Origin of the sequence: Streptomyces sp. R28, from assembly GCF_041052385.1 — a bacterium.
Classification (GTDB): Bacteria; Actinomycetota; Actinomycetes; order Streptomycetales; family Streptomycetaceae; genus Streptomyces.
Window position 1 is genome coordinate 3,069,923 of sequence record NZ_CP163439.1, and the last position, 21,428, is coordinate 3,091,350.

Sequence of the window (21,428 nt, forward strand, 5' to 3'; positions counted from 1 at the left end):
GCGCAGCGGGCGCACGCCGACACGCGCTTGGTACCCGCCGTCGCCGTACACCGCCGTACACCAGGGAGAATCAGCACAGCCCACCGAAAGGACCGAGCCAAGTGAGCCTCGCCGACAGCGAACCCCGGCAGGGCGGCCCCGCCCGGGGCCGCCCCCGCAGCGAGTCCGTGGAGCGGTCCATCATCGAGGGCGTCATCAAGCTGCTGGAGGACGGCGTGCCGCTCGCGGAGCTGTCCATCGAGCGCATCGCCCGCACCGCCGGCGTCGGCAAGGCCACCATCTACCGCCGCTGGAGCGGTAAGGAGGAACTCTTCGTCGACGTCGTGCGGGCCGCCGAACCCCCGGACCCCGAACTGCCCGGCACCTGCGTGCGCGACGACCTCGTGACGCTTCTGGAGCAGTTGCGCAGGCGCGGTCTGATGACCCGTTCGTCGGCGCTCCTGCACAACGTCATCGCCCAGATGAAGAGCAGTCCGAAGATCTGGGACGCCTATCACGCGATCGTCGTCGAGCCGCGGCGCAGGAAACAGCACGAGATCCTGCGCCGCGGGCAGGACAACGGCGAGTTGCGCACGGACATCGACGTCGACGTGATGAACGACATGATCTTCGGCCCGATGCTGGTGCGTGCCGTCATGCGCCCGGACGCGGACCTTCCGGAGGGGCTGGCCGAGCAGATGGCCGACGCCGTGCTCGAAGGTCTACGGCCCGTCAGTTCGCGCACCCCGTAGATCGCATGTGCGCGTTTCGTCACAGAGCGCGCTTTCCCTCGCCGTAACCGGAACTCGTGAAGGTGACTTGTACGTCCTCGCCCCCGTACGGCCGTCATGAGTACGGCAGGAACGAGGCCGATCATCCCCTAGGGTTTCTTTTTGGGCGCGGGGGGACGACGGTGTGCACGGCAGGTAGTGAGGCGACGGTATGGCGCAGCAGGCGTACGTGACGGAGACGGACAACGGCGGCTCGGGGCCCGAGCGCCGGGAATCTGGGCTCCGGCGCCTGACAGACCGCCTGCGGAGCCTGGTGGCGGGCCGGCGCGGCGATCCGCGCATCTGGCGGCGCGGGATCGTGCTGGCCGCCCTCGCCGTGATCCTCGCCCTGGTGATGCTGCTGCACGCGCAGATCCCGAACGTGGTCGGCAACCTCGGCAGCCTGACCGAGACGTTCCTGCCCTGGCTGGGCCTGTTCGTCCCGGTGCTGCTCCTGCTGGCCCTGGTCCGTAAATCCGCGACCGCGCTCATCGCCGTGCTGCTCCCGGCGATCGTGTGGCTGAACCTCTTCGGCGGCCTCCTCGTCGACCGGACCGGCGCCGGCGGCGACCTCACGGTGGCCACGCACAACGTCAACGCGGACAACACCGACCCGTCCGGCACCGCCCGCGACGTGGCCGCGTCCGGCGCGGACGTGGTGGCCCTGGAGGAGCTGACGGCCGGCGCGGTCCCGACGTACGAGAAGGCGCTGGCGTCGACGTACAGGTACCACACGGTGCAGGGCACCGTCGGGCTGTGGAGCAAGTACCCGCTGAGCGGCGTCAAGCCCGTCGACATCAAGCTGGGGTGGATCCGCGCCATGCGGGCCGCGGTCACCACGCCGAGCGGGCAGGTCGCGGTGTACGTCGCCCACCTGCCGTCGGTGCGGGTGAAGGTGGAGGCCGGGTTCACCGCCCGGCAGCGCGACAAGAGCGCCAACGCGCTGGGCGAGGCCATCGCCCACGAGCAGCTGCAGAAGGTGATCCTGCTCGGCGACCTGAACGGCACGATGAACGACCGCGCGCTCAACGCCGTCACCGCCCAGATGCGCTCCACGCAGGGCGCGGCGGGCAGCGGGTTCGGGTTCAGCTGGCCGGCGTCGTTCCCGATGGCGCGGATCGACCAGATCATGGTGAAGGGCCTGGAGCCGGAGAGCTCGTGGACGCTGCCGGAGACCGGGAGCGACCATCTGCCGGTGGCGGCGCGTGTGAAGGTCGACACCTCCTCTTGACCCGGGGGGAATACTGGGGCCGGGAGTCTTTGTTCCGAGACTGAACATAAGCTTGGTACAGAACTCCGCTCTCCCTCGAAAGGCACGGCTTCCTTCATGCCCCTGGCCCTGCTCGCCCTGGCCGTCGGCGCCTTCGGCATCGGTACCACCGAGTTCGTGATGATGGGCCTGCTGCCCGACGTCGCGGACGACCTGCACACATCCATCCCCACCGCCGGACACCTGGTCTCGGCGTACGCGCTCGGCGTCGTCATCGGCGCCCCGCTGCTGGCGGCCGTGACCGCCCGCATGTCCCGCCGTACGGTCCTGATCGCGCTGATGGCGCTCTTCGTGGCGGGCAACGCGGCGTCGGCCTTCGCGCCGGACCACTCCTGGCTGCTCGTGGCCCGCTTCGTGAGCGGTCTGCCGCACGGTGCCTTCTTCGGCGTCGGTGCCGTGGTCGCCACGAACATGGTCGCGCCGGAGCGCAAGGCCCGCTCGGTGTCGCTGATGTTCCTCGGACTGACCGTCGCGAACGTCGTGGGCGTGCCGGTCGCCACCCTCATGGGGCAGCACCTGGGATGGCGGGCGACCTTCCTGGGCGTCAGCGCGATCGGCCTGGCCGCCATCGCCTCCCTCGCGCTGCTGATCCCGCACGAGCGGGTGCCGGCGCCCTCGGCCGGGCTGCGCGGCGAGCTGGCCGCGCTGAAGTCCCTGCCGGTGTGGCTCGCCCTCGGGACGACCGTCGCGGGCTTCGGCGCGCTCTTCGCCGCGTACAGCTACGTCACGCCGATGCTGACCGACTCCGCCGGGTACGCCGACGCCAGCGTGACGCTGCTGCTGGCGCTGTTCGGCGTGGGCGCCACCATCGGCAACCTGCTGGGCGGACGCCTGGCGGACCACGCGATGCGCAAGACCCTGTTCGGCGGCCTGCTCTCGCTGGCCGCGGTGCTGGCCCTGTTCCCGCTGCTGATGTCCACGGCCTGGAGCGCGGCCCTGGCGGTGACGCTGCTCGGCATGGCGGCGTTCGTGGCCGGCTCCCCGCTCAACCTGATGGTGATGGAGAAGGCGTCGTCGGCTCCGTCCCTGGCCTCCTCGGCCAACCAGGCGGCCTTCAATCTCGCGAACGCGGGCGGCGCCTGGATCGGCGGCCTCGCCCTCGCGGCCGGCTTCGGCGTGACGTCCCCGGCGCTGGCCGGCGCGGCACTGGCCGTGCTCGGGCTCGGGGTCGCGGGTGCCGCGTACGCGGTGGACCGGCGCCGAAGCGCTCCGCTGGGTGGGCGGGATCGTGTGGTCGCCTCTCATGTTCCGCAGCAGGTCGAAGCGGTTCGGCACTGAGCCTCCCGGCCAAGGGCTCGACCAAGGATGTGCCGCGTCATGTGGTGCGTCGGCTGCTGCGCCGTTGTGGCTGGTCGCGCCCACGCGGCGGAGCCGCATGTCGGCACAGCCCCGCGCCCCTCGGGGCGCCGGCGGTAGGTCGGCTGTCGGTCGTGTCGGTGAGCTGTCGGTGGTTTGTCGGTGGGGGCTGACACCGTCATCCTCATGACGCGAATCGACAAGAAGCCGGGCGGCGAGAGCACCGCCGTCTCTGTGCGGGGGTTGGTCAAGCACTACGGCGAGACCAAGGCTCTGGACGGTGTGGACCTGGACGTCCGCGAGGGCACCGTCATGGGAGTGCTCGGGCCGAACGGGGCCGGAAAGACGACCCTCGTGCGGATCCTGTCCACACTGCTGGCACCGGACGCCGGACAGGCCACCGTCGCCGGATACGACGTCGTACGGCAGCCCCGGCAGCTGCGCCGGGTGATCGGACTGACCGGGCAGTACGCCTCCGTCGACGAGAAGCTCCCGGGGTGGGAGAACCTCTATCTCATCGGGCGGCTCCTGGACCTGCCCCGCAAGGACGCACGCGCGCGTGCCGACGAACTGCTGGAGCGGTTCTCGCTGACCGACGCCGCCAAGCGGCCCGCGAGCACCTACTCCGGCGGTATGCGGCGGCGGCTCGACCTGGCGGCCTCCATGATCGGGCGGCCGGCTGTGCTGTTCCTCGACGAGCCGACCACGGGGCTCGACCCCCGGACCCGCAACGAGGTGTGGGACGAGGTCAAGGCCATGGTCGGGGACGGTGTGACGGTACTGCTGACCACCCAGTACATGGAGGAGGCCGAGCAGCTCGCCTCCGAGCTGACCGTCGTCGACCGGGGCAAGGTCATCGCGGGCGGGCGGATCGAGGAGCTGAAGGCCAAGGTCGGCGGACGGACCCTGCGGATCCGCCCGGTCGACGCGTTGCAGCTGCGCCCGCTCGCCGGGTATCTCGACGATCTCGGCATCACCGGGCTCGCCACCACGACCGTGGACACCGCCACCGGCACCCTCCTCGTCCCGATCCTCAGCGACGAGCAGCTGACCGCCGTCGTCGGCGCCGTGACCGCCCGCGGCATCACGCTCGGCTCCATCAGCACCGAACTGCCCAGCCTGGACGAGGTGTTCCTCTCCCTCACCGGCCACCGCGCCAGTGCCCCGCAGGACACCGTGCCCACCGACGACCGCGAGGAGGTCGCCGTATGAGCGCCGCCACCACTGTCCCCACCGCCGCGACCACCGACGACGCCCGCATCACCCTGCGCGGGCACCTGCGGCACACCGGCGCCCTCGTCCGGCGCAATCTGCTGTGGATCCGCCAGGACCCGGAGTCGATGGCCGACGCGCTGCTGATGCCGGTCATCTTCACCCTGCTGTTCGTGTTCGTCTTCGGCGGCTCGATCGGGCAGGCGCTGGGCGGCGGGCAGGACAGGTACGTGCAGTACGTGATCCCCGGCATGATCGCGATGATGAGCATGACGCTGTCCCAGGGCGTCGGCACCGGCTTCAGCCAGGACTTCAACTCCGGTGTCATGGACCGCTTCCGGTCCCTGCCCATCGGGCGCGGCTCGGTGCTGTTCGCGAAGATCTCGGTGGAGCTGCTGCGGATGCTGTTCGCGACCACCGTGCTGATGATCGTCTCCGTGTCGGTCGGGTTCGACATCACCAACTGGCCCGGTCTGTTCGCGACCGTGGCCCTGTCCACGGCGTTCGCCTCGTCGATCATGTGGGTGTTCCTCACCCTGGGCGTGATCATGAAGAACGCGCAGTCCGTGCAGGCGATGGGCTTCCTGGTGCTGTTCCCGCTCCAGTTCGGCTCGTCGATCTTCGCGCCGACCACGTCGATGCCGGGCTGGCTGCAGGCCTTCACCGACTACAACCCGCTGTCCACGCTCGCGGACGCCGCGCGCGGACTGATGGTGGGCGGGCCGGTCGCGCACGACCTGTGGGTGACGCTGGGCTGGTCGGTGGCGATCACGGCCGTGATGGCGCCGATCGCGATCCACAAGTTCCGGACGAAGAGCTGACGCCCGGACCCGGTCCGTGTCGGTGCGCGTCAGATCAGGGCGGCGGCCTCCTCCGAGGAGAGGGCGCCGCCCTCCGCGTACGCCGACTCGTAGGCGGCGTCGCCGAGGACCGCACGCAGCGCCCGCTCGGCCCCGGCGCGCACCTCGCGCTCGATGCTCGACGGGGCATGGCCGGACGGCAGCAGTGCGTCCCCGGTCCCGACACAGCGGGCGCCGTCGCGGGCGCGGGTGCCGTCCTCGACGGCGGCGAGGGAGGTGGCGGCGATGTGCAGGTACATGGTGCGCATGTACGGGGCGACCGCCTGGGACAGCGGGTCCGTGGCCATCGCCAGCGCCCTGCGGGCCTTGTCCAGGCCCTCCTCGTAGCAGCCGTCGGCCACCTCCAGCCAGGCCTCCGTGCCGAGGATGTAGGCATCGAAGATGACGAAGTGGGCGATGGAGAACTCCTCGCGCAGCAACCTCAGTTGCTCGCGCGCCTGCGGGATGCGGCCGGTCATGCCGCACCGGATGGCGATGAACATCCGGGCGGCGGGCAGCGCCCCGTTGCGCGAGCCGTCCTGCTGGGCGACCACCTCGCGCAGCAAGTTCTCGCCGTCCTCGCCCTGGCCCACCTCCAGCAGCGTGCTGCCCAGGCGGGCGCGCAACACCGCCACCTGGGCACGAGCGCCGAGCCGCTCGGCACGTTCGATCGCCGCCTCGTAGGCGCCGGCGGCCGACTCCCACTCGCCCTTGCGCTCGTGGGCCTCGCCGCGGGCTGAGAGGGCCTCGGCCGTCCCCCACAGATCGCCGAGACGCTCGTAGATCCGAAGCGACTCGTCGGCGTCGCGGGAGGCGTCGCCCGCCCAGTCGGAGCGGTTGGCGAACAGGTTGGCCCGCCACTGAAGACTCGCGGCGAGCTCCCAGTCGTAGCCGGACGTGTTGCGGCTGGTCTCCACGGTGGCGTCCAGGACGTGACGCACCCGGTCCATGTCCCCGCTGAGCATGATGGCGAAGAACCACAGAGAGCCGGGCGAACGGCAGGTCTGGGGCATGCCGGGCTCGTAGGTCTCGGCGATGGCATGCAGCTTGGCCTTCGCCTGCGGGGTCTGCCAGGCGTCCAACTCCGTGTCCATGCAGGCGAGATGGACGAGGTGGTTGCCGCGCCGGGCCTCCGCGAGGAGCTCTCCGGTCCACGGGGGCGGGGTGTCCGTGCAGCGTTCCCACACCGGCTCGGCGCGACGGGCGGGCCCGGCGAAGGGGTCGGGGCCGAGGGACTGGACCTCGCGGGACCAGTTGCGGGCCTCGATCCTCAGATCGCGCATCTGCCAGAACCAGGCCAGCGACAGGACCAGGCACAGCCCCTCCTGCTCGTCGCGTTCGGCGACGGCATGGCGCAGGGCGACGCGCAGGTTCTCGTACTCGCGCTCCAGGCGCTCGATGGCGGCGAGCTGGCCGGGCCCCCGCAGCAACGGGTCCGTGGTGCGGGCGAGTTCGCGGTAGTACGTCAGATGCGCGCGCTCGGCCTCGCCGCGCCGCCCGCTCTCGTCGAGCCGCTCGCCCGCGTACTCGGCGACGGTCTCCAGCAGCCGGTAGCGCATCGCGCCGTCCGTCGAAGGGGCGGCCACCACAAGGGACTTGTCGACGAGCGAGCCGAGCGCCTCCAGCGCGACGGGCCCGCACACGGCCTCGGCGGCGGCGAGGTCACAGCCGCCGGCGAACACGGACAGCCGCCGCAGCACCTCTCGTTCGCCCTCGTCCAACAGCTCCCAGGACCAGTCCACGACCGCCCGCAGGGTCTGCTGGCGGGGCAGCACGGTACGGCTGCCCGAGGTGAGCAGCCGGAAGCGGTCGTCGAGCCGGTCGGCGATCTGACGTGGCGTCAGCATACGCAGACGGGCGGCGGCGAGCTCGATGGCGAGGGGCAGCCCGTCGAGGCGCCGGCAGATCTCCGCGCACGCCTCCGGATCATCGGCCACCCGGAAGCCCGGCCTGGCCGCGGCGCCCCGGTCGGCGAGCAGCCGCAGCGCGAACGGCTCGGGCAGCGGGTCCACGGGCCGCAGCAACTCCCCCGGTACGCCGAGGGGTTCACGACTGGTGGCGAGCACCGTCAGCTGCGGGCAGCGCGCCAGCAGCTCCGCCACGAGCCGCGCGGCGGCCTCGACGACGTGCTCGCAGTTGTCGAGGATCAGCAGCATGCGCCGCTTGCCGCAGTGCTCGGCGAGCCGCTCGAAGGGGTCGTCGTACCGGTCGGATCCGGCCCGCATGGCCTCGGCCCCGGCGCCGTACAGCACGGTCTCACGGGCGCCGACGGCGGTGAGCACGGCCTCCGGTACGGCCTCGGGATCGTCGACCGGCGCGAGCTCGGCCAGCCACACCCCGTCCGGGGCACCGTCCCGCGCCCGCTCGGCGGCCTCCTGCGACAGCCGCGTCTTGCCTGCCCCACCGGGGCCGAGCAGCGTGACGAGCCGGGCGGTGGCGAGGTCGCCGCGGATGGCTTCGATGTCCGGTTTCCGGCCGACGAAGGAGGTGAGGCGGGCGCGGAGGTTGCCGGTGGGCGGGGGCGGGGGCGGGGGCGAAGTGAGGGTGGAGGCGGTGGCGGTGGGTCGGGAGGTGCCGGGCGACTCGGCGGCGGGGTCTGTGCGGGCGCAGTCGGGCGCGGGCAGGGGGTGAGCGGCGGGGCGGGCGGGGGCGCCGGGGCCGGTCCGGGAACCGGGCGCCCGCTCGCCCGCGTCGGCCTCCGCGTCGGCGGTGCCGGGCGGCCGGGATTCGCGGCTGCCAGGGGTGGTGCGTATCGCGCCGTGGGGGGAGCCGAATCCGTCGCGTCCACGCCGGGGGTCGGTGCCGGCAGCGTGCGTGCGCTCCGCCGGGTGGAGCAACTCCCCGTGCAGGGAGCGCAGTTCCGGCCCCGGGTCGGAGCCCAGCCGGTCCGCCAGGAGTCGGCGTACGTCCTCGTAGGCGGCCAGTGCCTCCGCCGTACGGCCCGCGTCGCGCAGGGCACGCAGACGCAGGGCCTGAAGGGGTTCGTCCAGGGGGTGGGTGTCGCACAGGGCGGTCAGCTCGGGCAGGGACGCCTCGGCGTGGCCGAGGGCGAGGGCAGCGCTGTGGCGGGCGCGCAGCGCGTCCAGGCGCCGGGTCTCTTGGCGGGCCGCCTCGGCGGTGCGGTCGGGGAGGTCGGCGAGGGCGGGGCCGTGCCACAGGGCGAGGGCGTCGTCGAGGACGACGGCGGCCTTGGCGGGGTCGCCGTCGGCCAACGCGCGCATGCCCTCGCCGGCCAGCCGCTCGAACCGGTGCAGGTCGATGTCGTCGGGCGCGGCGGCGAGACTGTACCCGCCCTCCGACGAGACGATCGCGCCCGCCCCGAGGGCCCGCCGCAAGCGTCCGACCAGCGCCTGCAGCGCGCCCGTGGCGTCGACGGGCGGATCCCCGTCCCACACCTCGTCGACCAGCAGGCTCGCGGGCACGGTCCGCCCGCCCCGCAACGCCAGCACGGTCAGCAGGGCACGCAGCCGCGCCCCGCCCACCGGAACCGGGGTGCCGTCGGGGCGGAGTACCTGAGTGGTGCCGAGGATGCGATAGCGCACGGGGTCCATTGTCTCTGCTCGGTTCGGGACGGTCACAGGGTTGCGTGGTGCGGCGCGGGAAGGGTGTGCGGCGCGAGGGGTTACGGCACCGTCATCCCGGTTCCGGGACCGTGCTCAGGGTCTCAAGCAGCTCCGCCAGCGCGGCCGGCGCCAGGCCCGTCACCTCCGCGCCCGGTGCCGTGCCCTCGTGCGGAAGGCCCCGGGCCTCGCGCACCGCGTGTGACAGCCGGGAGTCCGTGCCCGGCACCTCCAGGGTCACCAGCACACCCGCGTCGGCGTCCGCGAACCACTTCGGGCACTCCCCGACCGACCGCAGCGACCGCTCCCCGGGAACCGGCACCCGCGTGAGCGAACCCGGCGCCATCGCGGCGTAGCCCTGCCGAAGGACCTGGATCGCCCGTACCCGGCCCCGTGTATCGGGCAGGTCGGGGTCGCTGTGGAACTCGGCCGTGAGGAGGCCGACCAGGCGCAACCGGTCCCCCGGCCGCACGTCGCCCAGCTCCTCCTGCGAGACGAGATCGACCGAGTGCTGGTGCAGGGCCACCACGAGCCCGCTCTCCTCCCGCAGGACCCGCACCGCACCCTCCTCCGCCGGGATGTCCTCCACCGAGCCGGTGATCTTGGTGAGCTGGTCGTGCCAGCCGCCGCCGAGGGCGTGGTCGGAGGACTGGAACAGCAGCGGCCAGCTCACCTCGTCCCCCACCTTGAACGGCGTACCGCAACACTCCATCTGCCAGTCGTCGTAGAACACATGCCAGAGCCCCATGCCCCCACCCTCCCCGGAACCACCACCCCACCGCGAGACGTTTTCCCCGTACGCCCGGTACGGTCGGGCAGGCCCGACGTCCCGTACCCCCGTCGTCCCACAGGAGCCCGTCCTCATGACCACCGCCATCACCCGCCACAGCGACCGGCGGATCAGCCCCGTCTTCGTCGGGATCCTGGCCGTCACGGCGGTGACGGGCTGGGCCACCTGGACCGGCTTCGCCGAGCAACCCGGCCTCGCCGTGTTCCTGTTCGTGACCGCCGCCTGGATCGTCTCCCTGTGCCTGCACGAGTACGCACACGCGCGTACCGCCCTGCACAGCGGCGACACCACGGTCGGCGCCAAGGGCTATCTGACCCTGAACCCGCTGAAGTACACGCACGCGATGCTCAGCATCGTGATCCCGGTCATCTTCGTGATCATGGGCGGCATCGGGCTCCCCGGCGGTGCCGTCTTCATCGAGCGCGGCCGGATCCGCGGGCGCTGGCGGCACAGTCTGATCTCGGCGGCAGGCCCGCTGACGAACGTCCTCTTCGCCGTCGTGTGCACCGCCCCGTTCTGGCTGGACGCGCTCGACGGTGTCCCCCGGGACTTCCGCTTCGCACTTGCCTTCCTCGCCCTGCTCCAGGTCACGGCCGCGATCCTGAACTTCCTGCCGGTCCCGGGCCTGGACGGCTACGGCGTGATCGAGCCCTGGCTGTCGCACAAGATCAAGCGCCAGGTGGAGCCGTTCGCCCCGTTCGGCCTGCTGCTCGTGTTCGTGGTGCTCATGCTTCCCGCGGTGAACCGCGAGTTCTTCCAGCTGATCTACACACTGCTGGACAACCTGGGCGTCCACGGTCTGGAGCGCTACTGCGGCCAGGACCTCTACCGCTTCTGGCAGGGCACGAGCGAGTACTGCTCGATCAGCCCGTGACGGAGCCCCGCCGCCCGTCCTTGGCGCGCTTGATGTAGTACCAGGTCATGTTCGACGACAGCCCGGCCAGCAGCACCCACACGATCCCCAGCCAGCTGCCCCGCGCGAAGGAGATCACGGCCGCGGCCACGGCCAGCAGACAGACGATCAGGGTATAGACACCAAGGCGGGGCATTTCGGTCGGCTCCTTCGGGGGACACTGCTACGGCGACCAGTGTCCCCCATAGCTCACACGTCCGTGACGCGGAGCCCCGCGTGCGCCTTGTACCGCCGGTTCACCGAGATCAGGTTCGCGACCAGCGACTCCACCTGGTGGGCGCCTCGCAGCCGCCCCGCGAAGACGCCGCGCATGCCGGGGATACGGCCGGCCAGCGCCTGGACGATCTCCACGTCCGCCCGTACCTCCCCGAGCACCATCACATCGGTGTCGATCTCGTCGATCTCCGGGTCCTGGAGCAGCACCGCCGACAGGTGGTGGAAGGCGGCCGTCACCCGGGCCTCGGGCAGCAGGGCGGCGGCCTGCTCGGCGGCACTGCCCTCCTCCGGCTTCAGCGCGTAGGCGCCCTTCTTGTCGAAGCCGAGCGGGTTGACGCAGTCGACGACCAGCTTGCCGGCCAGCTCCTCGCGCAAGGACTCCAGCGTCTTGCCGTGACCCTCCCAAGGCACGGCGACGATCACGATGTCGCTGCGCCGCGCGCACTCCGCGTTGTCGGCGCCCTCGACACCGTGCCCGAGCTCGTCGGCGGCGGACCGGGCACGGTCGGCCGCCCGCGAGCCGATGATCACCTTCTGCCCGGCCTTGGCGAGCCGGTAGGCGAGGCCCTTGCCCTGCGGCCCGGTCCCGCCGAGCACGCCGACGACGAGCCCGGAGACGTCGGGCAGGTCCCAGGGGTCCTTGGCCGGGGCCTTCGCGGGAGCGTCGGTGGGCTGCTGTGCACTGTCGGTAGAGGTCATGGGCCGACTTTACGTCGCCCGACCGGACGGCTCCCCCGCCCGCCCCCACGCCTCAGGTGAGGTCCGTCACGGGCACCCGCCGGAAGCTGATGGTCTCGTACGGGCCGAAGTCACCGGTCTCGTAGAGGAGTCCGACCGTCGCGTCGTCGACCCGTACGAGGTCCGAGTACGCGCCGGGCAGACCGTTCACCGTGTGCGCGGACCGCCAGGTGATGCCGTCGTCGGTGGAGGCGCGGACGGTCATCAGGGCGCGGGCGGCGGGGTCGGCGGGGCCGGAGAAGAGGAGCACGTCGGGGTCGCGGAGCTGCAGGACACTGCCCTCGCAGATGGGGGCGGTCAGGCCGGCCTGGGGGCGGAAGGGCTTCACCAGGGTCGCGCCGCCGTCCTCGGAGCAGGCGTCGGCACGGTTGCCGGGGGACGGGGAGTCGTTGCGGGTGTTGAAGTAGACGCGGCCGTCGGGGAGTTCGGCGGCGGTGGTCTCGTTGACGTTGACGTAGCCGTCGGTGTTCTCGTCGACGTAGCCGATGCGCCACGTCGCGCCCCGGTCGTCGCTGAGCAGACAGTGACCGCTGTTGTACCTGGCCTCCGTGCCGATGTCGTCGCCGGTGGGCGGGATCGTGTGGTTCGCGGGGACGACCACCCGGCCGCCGCTCAGCTGGATCGCGTGGCCGGGCGTGGTGGCGTACCAGCGCCACTCCGGCCGCTTGACCTGTGCGGTGATCTCCTTCGAGCTCGACCAGGTGACGCCGTCGTCGTCGCTGTGGCGCACCCAGATCCGGCGGCCGTCGACGTCGCTCACCTCGCCGCGCAGGATGGCGCCCTCGGTGGCGGCCGCGTGGTTGCGGATGTAGACGAGCAGGATGCGGCCGGTGTCGAGGACAACCGGGGCCGGGTTGCCGGCGAGGTGCCAGTTGTTGTCGGCGGCCACCGCGAGCGGGCCCCAGGTGCGGCCGCCGTCGGTCGACCGCTTGAGCACGATGTCGATGTGCCCGTGGTCGGCGGCGGAGTGGACCCGGCCCTCGCAGAAGGCGAGGAGCGTGCCGGCGGAGGTGGCGACGACGGCCGGGATGCGGAAGCTCGCGTAGCCCTCGCGGCCGGCGCGGAAAGGGACGCTGGTCTCTGTCATGGCGGCTCCTCGAATGGCCGGTGACCCGCGGGATGACGGATCCCCCTGCTGGGATGACGGATCCCCCTGCCCAGGTCGGGCGAATTCGTGGTGAACACCGGGTCACGAGTGGTCGGTTACGGCAGGATGCGGTCGCATGGACGCCGTACGTGTCGCGTTGTTGCGCGAAGTGCTCGCCGGAACCGAGTGGTTGGGTGCCACCCGGCAGTTCGCGGGGGCGCTGCGGTCGTCGGCGGTCACGCACGGGGGCGGGCTGCTGCTGGTCGGCACGCCGGAGTACGAGCCGTGGCATCTGGCGGCCCATCTCGTGGACGAGGCCGCGTGGTCCGGGACGCCGGAGCTCGCCCCGACACTCGTACGGCATGACGCGCGCGCCTCGGATCCGGCGCATCTGGCGGTCGGCCTGGGGCGGTTGGCGGCGGCGCGGCGTGGGGAGACGCTGCTGGTGGTGTCGCCGGCCGAGCCCGGGGCGCCGCTCCTGGAGCGGGTGCACGACGTCCGGCGGGCCGGGGCGACGGTGCTGGCGCTCGGCGCCGGCGAGGGAGAGCTGTCCGCCATGGCCCACGAGACGCTGGCCGTCCCGGAGGGCGCGGAGCTGGACCTGGACACCGTGCAGCACCTGGTCAGCGCGGCCGCCGGCGAGAACGCGGTGCCGTCGCCGAGGGGACGCCGCCGCTTGCGGGACCGGCTGGCCCGCCTGGCGGAGTCGTTGACGGCGCCGCCACCTGCGCGCTGGTGACCTGGCCGGGACCCGCCCCCGCCGCGCCCCCGCGCACAAATCCGCTTGCCTCCGGCACCGCCCCACCCGAGCATGACCCGACGTGACGGACGACTCCCCCACCGCTGCCCCAGCTCCCCCTCCCCCGCGCCCTCCCCTTCCCTCCCGCCTCCGTGCCGTACTCCCCGACCTCGCCCCCTGGCGGGCCTCCGCCGACTTCCGGAGGCTGTGGCTGGCGGGCCTGATCTCCTCCTTCGGCAGCTTCCTGACGTTCGTCGCGCTGCCGGTGCAGATCAAGGAGCTGACCGGGTCCGCCGCGGCCGTCGGGGCGATCGGGGCCGTGGAGCTGGTGCCGTTGATCGTGTTCGGGCTGTACGGCGGTGCGCTCGCCGACGCGCTCGACAAGCGGAAGCTGATCGTGCGGACGGAGGCCGGGCAGGCGGTGCTGAGCGCGGCGCTGCTGGTCAACGCGCTGCTGCCGACCCCCACCGTCTGGCCCCTGTACGTCGTCGCCGCCCTGTCCTCGGCCCTCGTCTCGGTCCAGCGCCCCGCCCTGGACGCCCTGTTGCCCCGGATCGTGGCCCACGACCACCTCCCGGCCGCCGCCTCGCTGAACGCACTGCGCTGGCAGGTCGGCGGTGTCGCGGGCCCGGCCCTGGCCGGCGTGGTCGTCGCGTACGCGGGGCTCGGCTGGGCCTACGGCGCGGACCTGCTGACCTTCGTCGTCTCCGTCCTGCTCACGCTCGGCATCGCCGCCTCCCCCGCCTCCCACGAAGCCGCGAAGCCGTCCCTCAAGGCGATCACCGAGGGCGCCCGGTACGCCTGGAGCCGCAAGGAGCTGCTGGGCACCTACGTCATCGACATCGCGGCGATGCTCTTCGCGATGCCGCTCGCCGTACTGCCGTTCCTCGCGGACGAGTTGGACGCGCCCTGGGCGCTCGGCCTGATGTACGCCGCCGTCCCGGCCGGGGCCATGCTGGTGAGCCTGACGAGCGGCTGGACCTCGCGGGTGCACCGGCACGGGCGGGTCGTGGTGCTGTCGGCGGCCCTGTGGGGTACGGCGATCGCGGCCGCCGGCGTCTCCCGGAACATCTGGCTGGTGCTGCTGTTCCTCACCCTCGGCGGGGCCGCCGACATGGTCAGCGGCATCTTCCGCGGGGTGATGTGGAACCAGACGATCCCGGACGAGCTGCGCGGCCGGCTCGCCGGGATCGAGCTGCTGTCGTACTCGGTCGGCCCGCAGCTCGGCCAGACCTATCTGGGCGGCGTGGCCGCCTGGCGGGGCGTACGGACGTCCATCTGGTCGGGCGGGCTGCTGTGCGTGGGCGCGGTGGGGCTGCTGGCGCTGTGCCTGCCGAAGCTCATGACGTACGACGCGCGGACGAACGAGCACGCGGTACGGCTGCGGGAGCAGCGGGCGGCGGCAGCGGGAGCAGCAGCCGCACCGGCTCCGGCGTCGGCGGAGGGTTGATCAGTCGTCGTCCGCCGGACCCGCCGGGGCGTCGTGCCACCGGGGGTCGTTCTCCCACTCGAGGTTGCGTTCCCGCGCGAGGTCCATCGCCTGCTGGGCCTCCTGCCGGCTGGCGTAGGGCCCGAACCGGTCCTTGGCCGGGCACTCCGGCCCCTCCTCGACCTTCTTGTGTACGAGGCAGTAGTACCACTCGCCGGGTTTCCCGACCGTGCGCTTCTTGAACAAGGCCATGAGCGGCTCCTCTCGCCACCGACATGTTCCCCCATGCCCGCTGGTTAGACTCGCTGGCATGTCTGGCCAGTCGCTGCTCGTTCCAGGGGAGCTGTCTCCCACCCGTTCCGTGCCCGGAAACATCCGTCGCCCCGAGTATGTCGGCAAGCCCGCGCCGACGCCTTATACCGGGCCGGAGGTGCAGACCCCGGAGACCGTCGAGGCGATGCGGGTCGCCGGCCGTATCGCCGCGCGGGCGATGGCCGAGGCGGCGAAGCTGATCGCGCCCGGCGTCACGACGGACGAGCTGGACAAGGTGGCGCACGAGTACATGTGCGACCACGGCGCCTACCCCTCCACGCTCGGCTACCGCAACTTCCCCAAGTCCCTGTGCACGAGCGTCAACGAGGTGATCTGCCACGGGATCCCGGACTCCACGGTCCTGCGCGACGGCGACATCATCAACCTCGATGTGACGGCGTACATCGGCGGGGTGCACGGCGACAACAACGCCACGTACCTGGTGGGTGACGTGGACGAGGAGAGCCGCCTGCTGGTGGAGCGCACCCGCGAGTCCCTGAACCGGGCGATCAAGGCGGTCAAGCCGGGCCGCCAGATCAACATCATCGGCCGCGTGATCGAGTCGTACGCCAAGCGCTTCGGCTACGGCGTGGTCCGCGACTTCACGGGCCACGGCATCAACTCGTCGTTCCACTCGGGCCTGATCATCCCGCACTACGACAGCCCGCACGCGACGACGGTGATCCAGCCCGGCATGACCTTCACGATCGAGCCGATGCTGACGCTGGGCACGCACGAGTACGACATGTGGGACGACGGCTGGACCGTCGTCACGAAGGACCGCAAGCGCACGGCGCAGTTCGAGCACACGCTGGTGGTGACGGAGACGGGGGCGGAGATCCTGACCCTGCCGTGATCATCGGTCACCCGATCACCGATCACATCGCCGATCACTGAGCCCGCCCTGCCAGGGCGGGCTTTCTCTTGTAGTCTTTTACCGACAGAGTGTCGGCAAGCCTATTGACTTAGGTTAGCCTTACCTTAGAGGATATGGCTCATGGACTCCTTCTCGACACTCATCCGCACGGCGTCCCATGAACAGCACGTGGAGGCCGAGACCTCGACGTTCATGAGCGACCTGCTCGGCGGACGGCTCGGCGTCGACGCGTACGCGCGCTACACCGAGCAGCTGTGGTTCGTGTACGAGGCACTGGAGGCCGGGGCCGAGCGGCTGGCGTCGGATCCGGTGGCGGGGCCCTTCATCCGGCCGGAGCTGTTCCGGTTGCCGGCACTGGAGCGGGACCTGGCGCATCTGCGGGGTCCGCGCTGGCGGGCGGGGCTGTCGGCGCTCCCCGCGACGCGGGCGTATGCGGACCGGGTGCGCGAGTGCGCCGGGCGCTGGCCGGGCGGCTATGTCGCCCACCACTACACCCGCTACCTCGGCGACCTCTCCGGCGGCCAGATCATCCGCGACAAGGCGGAGAAGACCTGGGGTTTCGCACGCAAGGGCGACGGGGTCCGCTTCTACGTCTTCGAGGAGATCTCCAACCCGGCGGCGTTCAAGCGCAGTTACCGCGAACTGCTGGACGCGGTGCACGCCGACGACCTGGAGAAGCAGCGGATCGTGGCGGAGTGCAAGAGGGCGTTCGCGCTGAACACGGCGGTGTTCGGGGCGTTGGGCGAGGAGTTCCCGCTGTCGGCGTGAGGCCGGGCGCCGCCGTCCTCACCACAGGGGCCGCACACCACCGGCGTCCGTCTTCCAGGTGTCCCGCGCGGTACGCAGCCCGGCATCGGCCCGAGCCCGTACGGTACGCGCGCGCTCCCTGGCCTTGTCGAGCGCGGGGCGGCCGCCCTCCTCGGCCTTCGCCAGGTCGGCCTCGGCCTGCCTGATCTCCGCGACGAGTTCGGCATCGCGGCGCTGCAGGTCCCGACAGAACTCCTCGTGCTGCACCACCTGGTTGTGGATCGCCTCGACCAGGGCGTCCGCGGCGATCTCCTGGTGCCGGGGGTACGGCTGACTTCGCCTGGTGCCGTCGGGCCGGGTCACCCGGAGGTAGACGTGGTCCTGGGAGTGATCGAGTTTCACGGTGACGCCGGCCAGCGGCAACCGCTCGTCGACCGCTTTGCGGGGCTCACCCTGCCCTTCGGCGGCCTCCTCCTTCAGGAACAACAGCTCGTGCTCGAGCAGCCCCAACGGCCACAGCCACAGCTCCGGCTTCACCTCTTGGCCCGAGCCCTGCCGGGCCAGCTCCTCCCGTGCCCTGCCCAGTTCCTGAACACGCAGCCGGAAGGGCTCGATGCCGTCCGCGAAGCCGCGTTCGGCCTCCGCGACGATGTGGTCGGCCGTCTCCCTGCCCTTCCGCCGAGCTCTGCGCGCCTTGGCCAGCGCCTGCCGCTCCGGGCGGTGCTTGGAGTCGGGCCGACCGTACCGCCACTTGCTCGGCACAAACGGATAGTGGGCGTACCACGCGACGAACCCGCCCACGACGACGCCGACCAACAGCAGCGCGACCCAGCCGCCCACGGTTCCCCCCTGCGCCCACCCCGACAACGGGCCCAGTGTGGCGGCATCCCGCAGCCCGCACCAGGTGTCAGCGCTCCAGGACCACGCGCCCGCCGACCTCGACCCACCCTCCGGGCTGCGGTGCCGTGAGGATCTGGGACCCGGCCCCCTGCGTGATGTTGAGGGCGCGTCCCAGGCGGTCGGTGAGCAGCAGTGCCGCCGCGCCGGTCGCCTCGTCCTCCTCGATGCCGTCGTCACGGCCGGGGAAGCCGCGGGCCCGGATACGTCCGCCCGCCTCGTCCTCCCACGCCCAGGCGTAGATCCACTCACCGAGTGGCGGTACGTCCAGGTCGTCCACTTCGGCCGGGGTCGCGTACTGCCGCAGGGTGCGCGGCGGGGCCCACTCGGCCCGCGCCTCGATCCAACTGAACTCCCCGTCCAGCCGCGCGCCCACCACGCCCGCCGGTGTGACCAGTTCGGGCACGTCGAGCAGCCAGGCCGTACCGACACAAGGGTGACCGGCGAAGGGCAGGCGCAGGGTCGGCGTGTAGATGTCGATGACCCCGCGCTCGGGGTCGTCCACGAACACGGTCTCGCTGAAACCGAGCTTCTCGGCGAACGCCTGCCGGTCGCTCCGCTCAGGGATCACGGAGCCCTCGCGGACGACGCCGAGTTCGTTGCCGTATCCGCCGGTCGGCCCGCAGAAGACGCGGAGGACGTCGTAGTCAGTCACGGGGGAATTGAAACATCACGAGGGCGGCGAGGTCGTCCCAGGTGGGGGCGGCGCCGGGGAGCGGCAGGAAGCACATCGGACGCACGGCGCAGGGAAGCGAGGCGATCGCGTCGGCGTACACCCGTCCCTCCCCGGCCCAGTCTCGCGGGCACCCCCGCAACCGACAACAATCCCTCCTCGCCGGGTCGCGCTCGCCCGGGTGCTGGCTCAGCGGGCGCCCCTGCTGCTGCTCGACGAGTCGACGGCGGCCCTCGACCTCAAGCACCAGGAACTGGTGCTGCGGCTGTGCCGGGAGCGGGCGCGGGCCGGGGACGCGGTGGTGGTCGCACTCCACGACCTGGGGCTCGCGGCGTACGCGCACCGGGTCGCCGTCCTGCGCGGCGGGCGGGTCGCGCGGACGGGCCGCCCGCCGAGGTCTTCTCCGAGCGGATGCCGTCGGAGGTGCGCGACCAGCCGGTCGAAGTGCTTTCGCATCCTCGAACGGGAGGCCTATTGGTGACCCCACTACGAAACCTTTGACTTTCCTTTGACCTTTCCATGGGCACGTTTTTGGCCACTTAGGCGATCCTTATCTGCGTTAGGCAAGCCTCACCTTGCTTCAATGTGAGGCCCGTCACGCACACTTTCGGCCATCTCCTGGAGCCTTCATGCGAGCCAGACTCTCCGTCACCACTGCCATAGCCACAGCCGCGGCTCTGGCCGCCGTCACGGGGTGCACCGAGAAGGGCAGCTCGGCGGGTGGTGACCGGGTCATCAACGTGACCGCGACGGACGACAAGTGCGAGGTGTCGAAGAAGGAGTTCCCGGCCGGCCACGTCGAACTCGCCATCGAGAACAAGGGCTCCAAGGTCACCGAGGTCTACGTCCTCTTCCCGGACGACCGCATCGTCACCGAGCGCGAGAACATCGGCCCCGGCACCAAGCAGACCGTCACCGCCGAGGTGAAGGCGGGCGAGTACACCATCGCCTGCAAGCCCGGCATGAAGGGCGACGGCATCCGGCAGACCGTCAAGGCCACCGGCAAGGGCACGGCCGCCAAGCGTGACCCGCGCCTCGACAAGGCCGTCGCCGCCTACCGCGAGTACGCGCAGGCGCAGGCCGACGAGACGCTGCCGAAGGCGGAGGCGTTCGCCAAGGCCGTCAAGGACGGCGACCTCGAGGCCGCGAAGAAGGCGTACGCCCCCTCCCGTATGGGCTGGGAGCGCACTGAGCCGGTCGCCGAGTCCTTCGGCGACATCGACCCGAAGGTCGACTTCCGCGAGGACGGTCTGGAGCCCGGCCAGAAGTGGACCGGCTGGCACCGGCTGGAGAAGTCCCTCTGGCAGGGCAAGAAGATCACCGCTGAGGACAAGACCCTCGCCGACCAGCTCGTCACCGACCTGAAGAACTGGCAGGAGCGGGTCGGCAAGGCCGAGATCACCCCGACCTCCATGGCCAACGGCGCCAAGGAGCTCCTCGACGAGGTCGCCACCGGCAAGGTCACCGGCGAGGAGGAGCGCTACTCGCACACCGACCTCGTCGACTTCAAGGCCAACGTCGAGGGCGCCGAGAAGGCCTACGAGCTGCTGAAGCCCGTCGCCAAGGAGAACGACCCGGCGCTGGTCACCGAGCTCGACAAGCAGTTCGCAGGGCTGAACACGCTGCTCGACAAGTACCGGGCGGACAAGTCGTCGTACGACTTCACCTCGTACGACAAGGTCGGCGACGCCGATCGCAAGGACCTGTCGGACGGCGTCAACTCCCTCGCGGAGCCGCTGTCCAAGCTCGCCGCAGCCGTTGTCGTGAAGTAGCGAGACCCAGGAGAACACGGTCATGACCGACTCTGCCGAAGCCGCGACTTCATCCGAGGCCGCCGCCCCGTCCCGACGTGCGCTGATCGGCTGGGGCGGTGCCGGGCTCGCGCTCGGTGCCGTCGCGGCCGGCGGTGCCGTGGCGATGACCCGTGACGGCGACTCCGCGGGCGACGCCGCCCCGGCCGGCGCCGCGACGGGCGCCGGCATCGCCTTTCACGGGGACCACCAGGCCGGTATCGCCACTCCCGTGCAGGACCGGCTGCACTTCGCCGCGTTCGACGTGAAGACCGACGACCGCGCCGAGTTCGTGCAGATGCTGAAGGACTGGACGGCCGCCGCGCGCCGGATGACCGCCGGGCAGGCGGTCGGCGAGGGCGCGTTCGGCGGCCTGGCCGAGGCGCCGCCGGACGACACCGGTGAGGCGGTGGGCCTGAAGCCGTCGCGGCTGACGCTGACGATCGGCTTCGGACCGTCCCTGTTCGAGAAGTACGGCGAGGCGTTCGGCATCGCGGACGCCCGCCCCGAAGCCCTCGTCGAGCTGCCGAAGTTCGCTGGCGACAACCTCGACAAGAACCGCAGCGGCGGCGACCTGTGCATCCAGGCCTGCGCGGACGACCCGCAGGTCGCCGTGCACGCGATCCGCAACCTGGCCCGGATCGGCTTCGGCAAGGTCGTCATCAAGTGGTCCCAGCTCGGCTTCGGGAAGACCTCGTCCACGACCCCCGACGAGCAGACCCCGCGCAACCTCATGGGCTTCAAGGACGGCACCCGCAACATCGCCGGGACGGAGACGGACCGGCTGAAGAAGTTCGTGTGGGTGGACGGGAAGGAGGGTCCCGAGTGGATGGCCGGCGGCTCCTACCTCGTCGCCCGCCGTATCCGCATGCACATCGAGACCTGGGACCGCACCTCCCTGCAGGAGCAGGAGGACATCATCGGCCGTGACAAGGGCGAGGGCGCCCCGGTCGGCAAGGCCAAGGAGCGCGACGAGCCGTTCCTGAAGGCGATGAAGCCCGACGCGCACGTACGGCTCGCACACCCCCACTCCAACGACGGGTCGACGATCCTGCGCCGCGGCTACTCCTTCACCGACGGCACCGACGGCCTGGGCCGGCTGGACGCGGGCCTGTTCTTCCTCGCCTACCAGAAGGACCCGCGCACCGGGTTCATCCGGATCCAGCGCAACCTGGCCATCGACTCGCTCAACGAGTACATCCAGCACGTGGGTTCGGCGCTCTTCGCGGTCCCGCCCGGCGTCCGCGACAAGGACGACTGGTGGGGCAGCTCGCTGTTCGGCAAGGAGGCGTAG

20 protein-coding genes and 1 pseudogene are annotated in these 21,428 nt (G+C 71.6%); 13 read left to right on the forward strand and 8 right to left on the reverse strand.

Features of this window, described 5'->3' with window-relative positions:
* Positions 1-101: 101 nt before the first annotated feature.
* From AB5J49_RS13500 to AB5J49_RS13520, 5 genes are all read left to right on the forward strand, one after another.
* Entirely contained in the window at positions 102-731 is a 630-nt protein-coding gene (locus AB5J49_RS13500; RefSeq protein ID WP_369168862.1) for a TetR/AcrR family transcriptional regulator, read from the forward strand.
* A gap of 190 nt (positions 732-921) precedes the next feature.
* Positions 922-1,980, forward strand: coding sequence for an endonuclease/exonuclease/phosphatase family protein (locus tag AB5J49_RS13505; RefSeq protein WP_369168864.1), 1,059 nt, complete (start codon positions 922-924; stop codon positions 1,978-1,980).
* 96 nt (positions 1,981-2,076) lie between these two features.
* A complete protein-coding gene (locus tag AB5J49_RS13510; protein WP_369168865.1) occupies positions 2,077-3,297 on the forward strand; it encodes an MFS transporter in 1,221 nt (406 codons plus the stop codon).
* A gap of 204 nt (positions 3,298-3,501) precedes the next feature.
* Positions 3,502-4,527, forward strand: a complete 1,026-nt coding sequence (locus AB5J49_RS13515; RefSeq protein WP_369168866.1) for an ATP-binding cassette domain-containing protein — start codon at positions 3,502-3,504, stop codon at positions 4,525-4,527.
* Positions 4,524-5,348 (forward strand): ABC transporter permease, encoded by an 825-nt coding sequence (locus tag AB5J49_RS13520; protein ID WP_369168867.1) that lies wholly within the window; start codon positions 4,524-4,526, stop codon positions 5,346-5,348. Before AB5J49_RS13515 ends, AB5J49_RS13520 begins: the two co-directional genes overlap by 4 nt.
* A 29-nt stretch (positions 5,349-5,377) precedes the next feature.
* Here the strand turns inward: AB5J49_RS13520 and AB5J49_RS13525 are convergent, their stop codons facing one another.
* Positions 5,378-8,917, reverse strand: a complete 3,540-nt coding sequence (locus AB5J49_RS13525) for a BTAD domain-containing putative transcriptional regulator (protein ID WP_369168868.1) — start codon at positions 8,915-8,917, stop codon at positions 5,378-5,380.
* Between the two features lie 82 nt (positions 8,918-8,999).
* The gene (locus tag AB5J49_RS13530; RefSeq protein WP_369168869.1) at positions 9,000-9,674 is read right to left on the reverse strand and encodes a DUF6578 domain-containing protein; all 675 of its coding nucleotides are present in this window, start codon (positions 9,672-9,674) and stop codon (positions 9,000-9,002) included.
* Between the two features lie 115 nt (positions 9,675-9,789).
* Between AB5J49_RS13530 and AB5J49_RS13535 the strand changes: the two genes are divergently transcribed.
* Positions 9,790-10,590 (forward strand): site-2 protease family protein, encoded by an 801-nt coding sequence (locus tag AB5J49_RS13535; RefSeq protein ID WP_369168870.1) that lies wholly within the window; start codon positions 9,790-9,792, stop codon positions 10,588-10,590.
* Here AB5J49_RS13535 and AB5J49_RS13540 read toward each other — a convergent pair.
* Genes AB5J49_RS13540 through AB5J49_RS13550 form a run of 3 tightly spaced genes read right to left on the reverse strand, consistent with a single transcriptional unit; the run spans position 10,580 to position 12,670 of the window.
* Positions 10,580-10,765 (reverse strand): hypothetical protein, encoded by a 186-nt coding sequence (locus AB5J49_RS13540; RefSeq protein WP_369168871.1) that lies wholly within the window; start codon positions 10,763-10,765, stop codon positions 10,580-10,582. The genes AB5J49_RS13535 and AB5J49_RS13540 overlap by 11 nt on opposite strands.
* A 53-nt stretch (positions 10,766-10,818) precedes the next feature.
* Complete coding sequence (npdG, locus tag AB5J49_RS13545) at positions 10,819-11,544, reverse strand: NADPH-dependent F420 reductase (protein WP_369168872.1); 726 nt, start codon at positions 11,542-11,544, stop codon at positions 10,819-10,821.
* Positions 11,545-11,596: 52 nt separating this feature from the next.
* Positions 11,597-12,670, reverse strand: a complete 1,074-nt coding sequence (locus AB5J49_RS13550) for an exo-alpha-sialidase (RefSeq protein WP_369168874.1) — start codon at positions 12,668-12,670, stop codon at positions 11,597-11,599.
* Positions 12,671-12,806: 136 nt separating this feature from the next.
* Here AB5J49_RS13550 and AB5J49_RS13555 point away from each other — a divergent pair, with 136 nt between their 5' ends.
* Together AB5J49_RS13555 and AB5J49_RS13560 are read left to right on the forward strand one after the other, a co-directional pair.
* Positions 12,807-13,409, forward strand: a complete 603-nt coding sequence (locus tag AB5J49_RS13555; protein WP_369168875.1) for a hypothetical protein — start codon at positions 12,807-12,809, stop codon at positions 13,407-13,409.
* A gap of 82 nt (positions 13,410-13,491) precedes the next feature.
* Positions 13,492-14,859: an MFS transporter gene (locus AB5J49_RS13560; protein ID WP_369168876.1), complete on the forward strand. Its 1,368-nt coding sequence runs from the start codon at positions 13,492-13,494 to the stop codon at positions 14,857-14,859.
* Here the strand turns inward: AB5J49_RS13560 and AB5J49_RS13565 are convergent, their stop codons facing one another.
* Positions 14,860-15,090, reverse strand: a complete 231-nt coding sequence (locus AB5J49_RS13565) for a hypothetical protein (RefSeq protein ID WP_369168877.1) — start codon at positions 15,088-15,090, stop codon at positions 14,860-14,862.
* A gap of 58 nt (positions 15,091-15,148) precedes the next feature.
* Between AB5J49_RS13565 and map the strand changes: the two genes are divergently transcribed.
* Both map and AB5J49_RS13575 read left to right on the forward strand, forming a co-directional pair.
* On the forward strand, positions 15,149-16,006 hold the full coding sequence (gene map, locus AB5J49_RS13570; RefSeq protein ID WP_128437227.1) for a type I methionyl aminopeptidase: 858 nt from the start codon (positions 15,149-15,151) through the stop codon (positions 16,004-16,006).
* A 141-nt stretch (positions 16,007-16,147) separates the two neighbouring features.
* Positions 16,148-16,795, forward strand: a complete 648-nt coding sequence (locus AB5J49_RS13575) for a heme oxygenase (biliverdin-producing) (RefSeq protein WP_369168878.1) — start codon at positions 16,148-16,150, stop codon at positions 16,793-16,795.
* Positions 16,796-16,813: 18 nt separating this feature from the next.
* Here AB5J49_RS13575 and AB5J49_RS13580 read toward each other — a convergent pair whose 3' ends face one another.
* Positions 16,814-17,614 carry a hypothetical protein gene (locus AB5J49_RS13580; RefSeq protein WP_369168879.1) on the reverse strand — a complete coding sequence of 267 codons (801 nt, stop codon included), beginning with the start codon at positions 17,612-17,614 and terminating at the stop codon, positions 16,814-16,816.
* A 67-nt stretch (positions 17,615-17,681) separates the two neighbouring features.
* Positions 17,682-18,326: a PhzF family phenazine biosynthesis protein gene (locus AB5J49_RS13585; RefSeq protein WP_369168880.1), complete on the reverse strand. Its 645-nt coding sequence runs from the start codon at positions 18,324-18,326 to the stop codon at positions 17,682-17,684.
* Positions 18,327-18,507: 181 nt separating this feature from the next.
* Here AB5J49_RS13585 and AB5J49_RS13590 point away from each other — a divergent pair.
* The 3 genes and pseudogenes from AB5J49_RS13590 to efeB all read left to right on the forward strand — a co-directional run.
* Positions 18,508-18,845 (forward strand): annotated as a pseudogene (locus AB5J49_RS13590) (hemin ABC transporter ATP-binding protein); the annotation flags it as partial.
* A 128-nt stretch (positions 18,846-18,973) separates the two neighbouring features.
* Positions 18,974-20,116, forward strand: coding sequence for an iron uptake system protein EfeO (gene efeO / locus AB5J49_RS13595; protein ID WP_369168881.1), 1,143 nt, complete (start codon positions 18,974-18,976; stop codon positions 20,114-20,116).
* A gap of 22 nt (positions 20,117-20,138) precedes the next feature.
* The gene (gene efeB / locus AB5J49_RS13600; RefSeq protein WP_369168882.1) at positions 20,139-21,428 is read left to right on the forward strand and encodes an iron uptake transporter deferrochelatase/peroxidase subunit; all 1,290 of its coding nucleotides are present in this window, start codon (positions 20,139-20,141) and stop codon (positions 21,426-21,428) included.

Excerpts from the sequence above, each read along its gene's own strand:
- AB5J49_RS13505 (WP_369168864.1), top strand. The coding sequence starts at position 922 with ATGGCGCAGCAGGCGTACGTGACGGAGACGGACAACGGCGGCTCGGGG.
- AB5J49_RS13510 (WP_369168865.1), top strand. The coding sequence starts at position 2,077 with ATGCCCCTGGCCCTGCTCGCCCTGGCCGTCGGCGCCTTCGGCATCGGT.
- AB5J49_RS13515 (WP_369168866.1), top strand. The coding sequence starts at position 3,502 with ATGACGCGAATCGACAAGAAGCCGGGCGGCGAGAGCACCGCCGTCTCT.
- AB5J49_RS13520 (WP_369168867.1), top strand. The coding sequence starts at position 4,524 with ATGAGCGCCGCCACCACTGTCCCCACCGCCGCGACCACCGACGACGCC.
- AB5J49_RS13525 (WP_369168868.1), bottom strand. The coding sequence starts at position 8,917 with ATGGACCCCGTGCGCTATCGCATCCTCGGCACCACTCAGGTACTCCGC.
- AB5J49_RS13530 (WP_369168869.1), bottom strand. The coding sequence starts at position 9,674 with ATGGGGCTCTGGCATGTGTTCTACGACGACTGGCAGATGGAGTGTTGC.
- AB5J49_RS13535 (WP_369168870.1), top strand. The coding sequence starts at position 9,790 with ATGACCACCGCCATCACCCGCCACAGCGACCGGCGGATCAGCCCCGTC.
- AB5J49_RS13540 (WP_369168871.1), bottom strand. The coding sequence starts at position 10,765 with ATGCCCCGCCTTGGTGTCTATACCCTGATCGTCTGTCTGCTGGCCGTG.
- npdG (WP_369168872.1), bottom strand. The coding sequence starts at position 11,544 with ATGACCTCTACCGACAGTGCACAGCAGCCCACCGACGCTCCCGCGAAG.
- AB5J49_RS13550 (WP_369168874.1), bottom strand. The coding sequence starts at position 12,670 with ATGACAGAGACCAGCGTCCCTTTCCGCGCCGGCCGCGAGGGCTACGCG.
- AB5J49_RS13555 (WP_369168875.1), top strand. The coding sequence starts at position 12,807 with ATGGACGCCGTACGTGTCGCGTTGTTGCGCGAAGTGCTCGCCGGAACC.
- AB5J49_RS13565 (WP_369168877.1), bottom strand. The coding sequence starts at position 15,090 with ATGGCCTTGTTCAAGAAGCGCACGGTCGGGAAACCCGGCGAGTGGTAC.
- map (WP_128437227.1), top strand. The coding sequence starts at position 15,149 with ATGTCTGGCCAGTCGCTGCTCGTTCCAGGGGAGCTGTCTCCCACCCGT.
- AB5J49_RS13575 (WP_369168878.1), top strand. The coding sequence starts at position 16,148 with ATGGACTCCTTCTCGACACTCATCCGCACGGCGTCCCATGAACAGCAC.
- efeO (WP_369168881.1), top strand. The coding sequence starts at position 18,974 with ATGCGAGCCAGACTCTCCGTCACCACTGCCATAGCCACAGCCGCGGCT.
- efeB (WP_369168882.1), top strand. The coding sequence starts at position 20,139 with ATGACCGACTCTGCCGAAGCCGCGACTTCATCCGAGGCCGCCGCCCCG.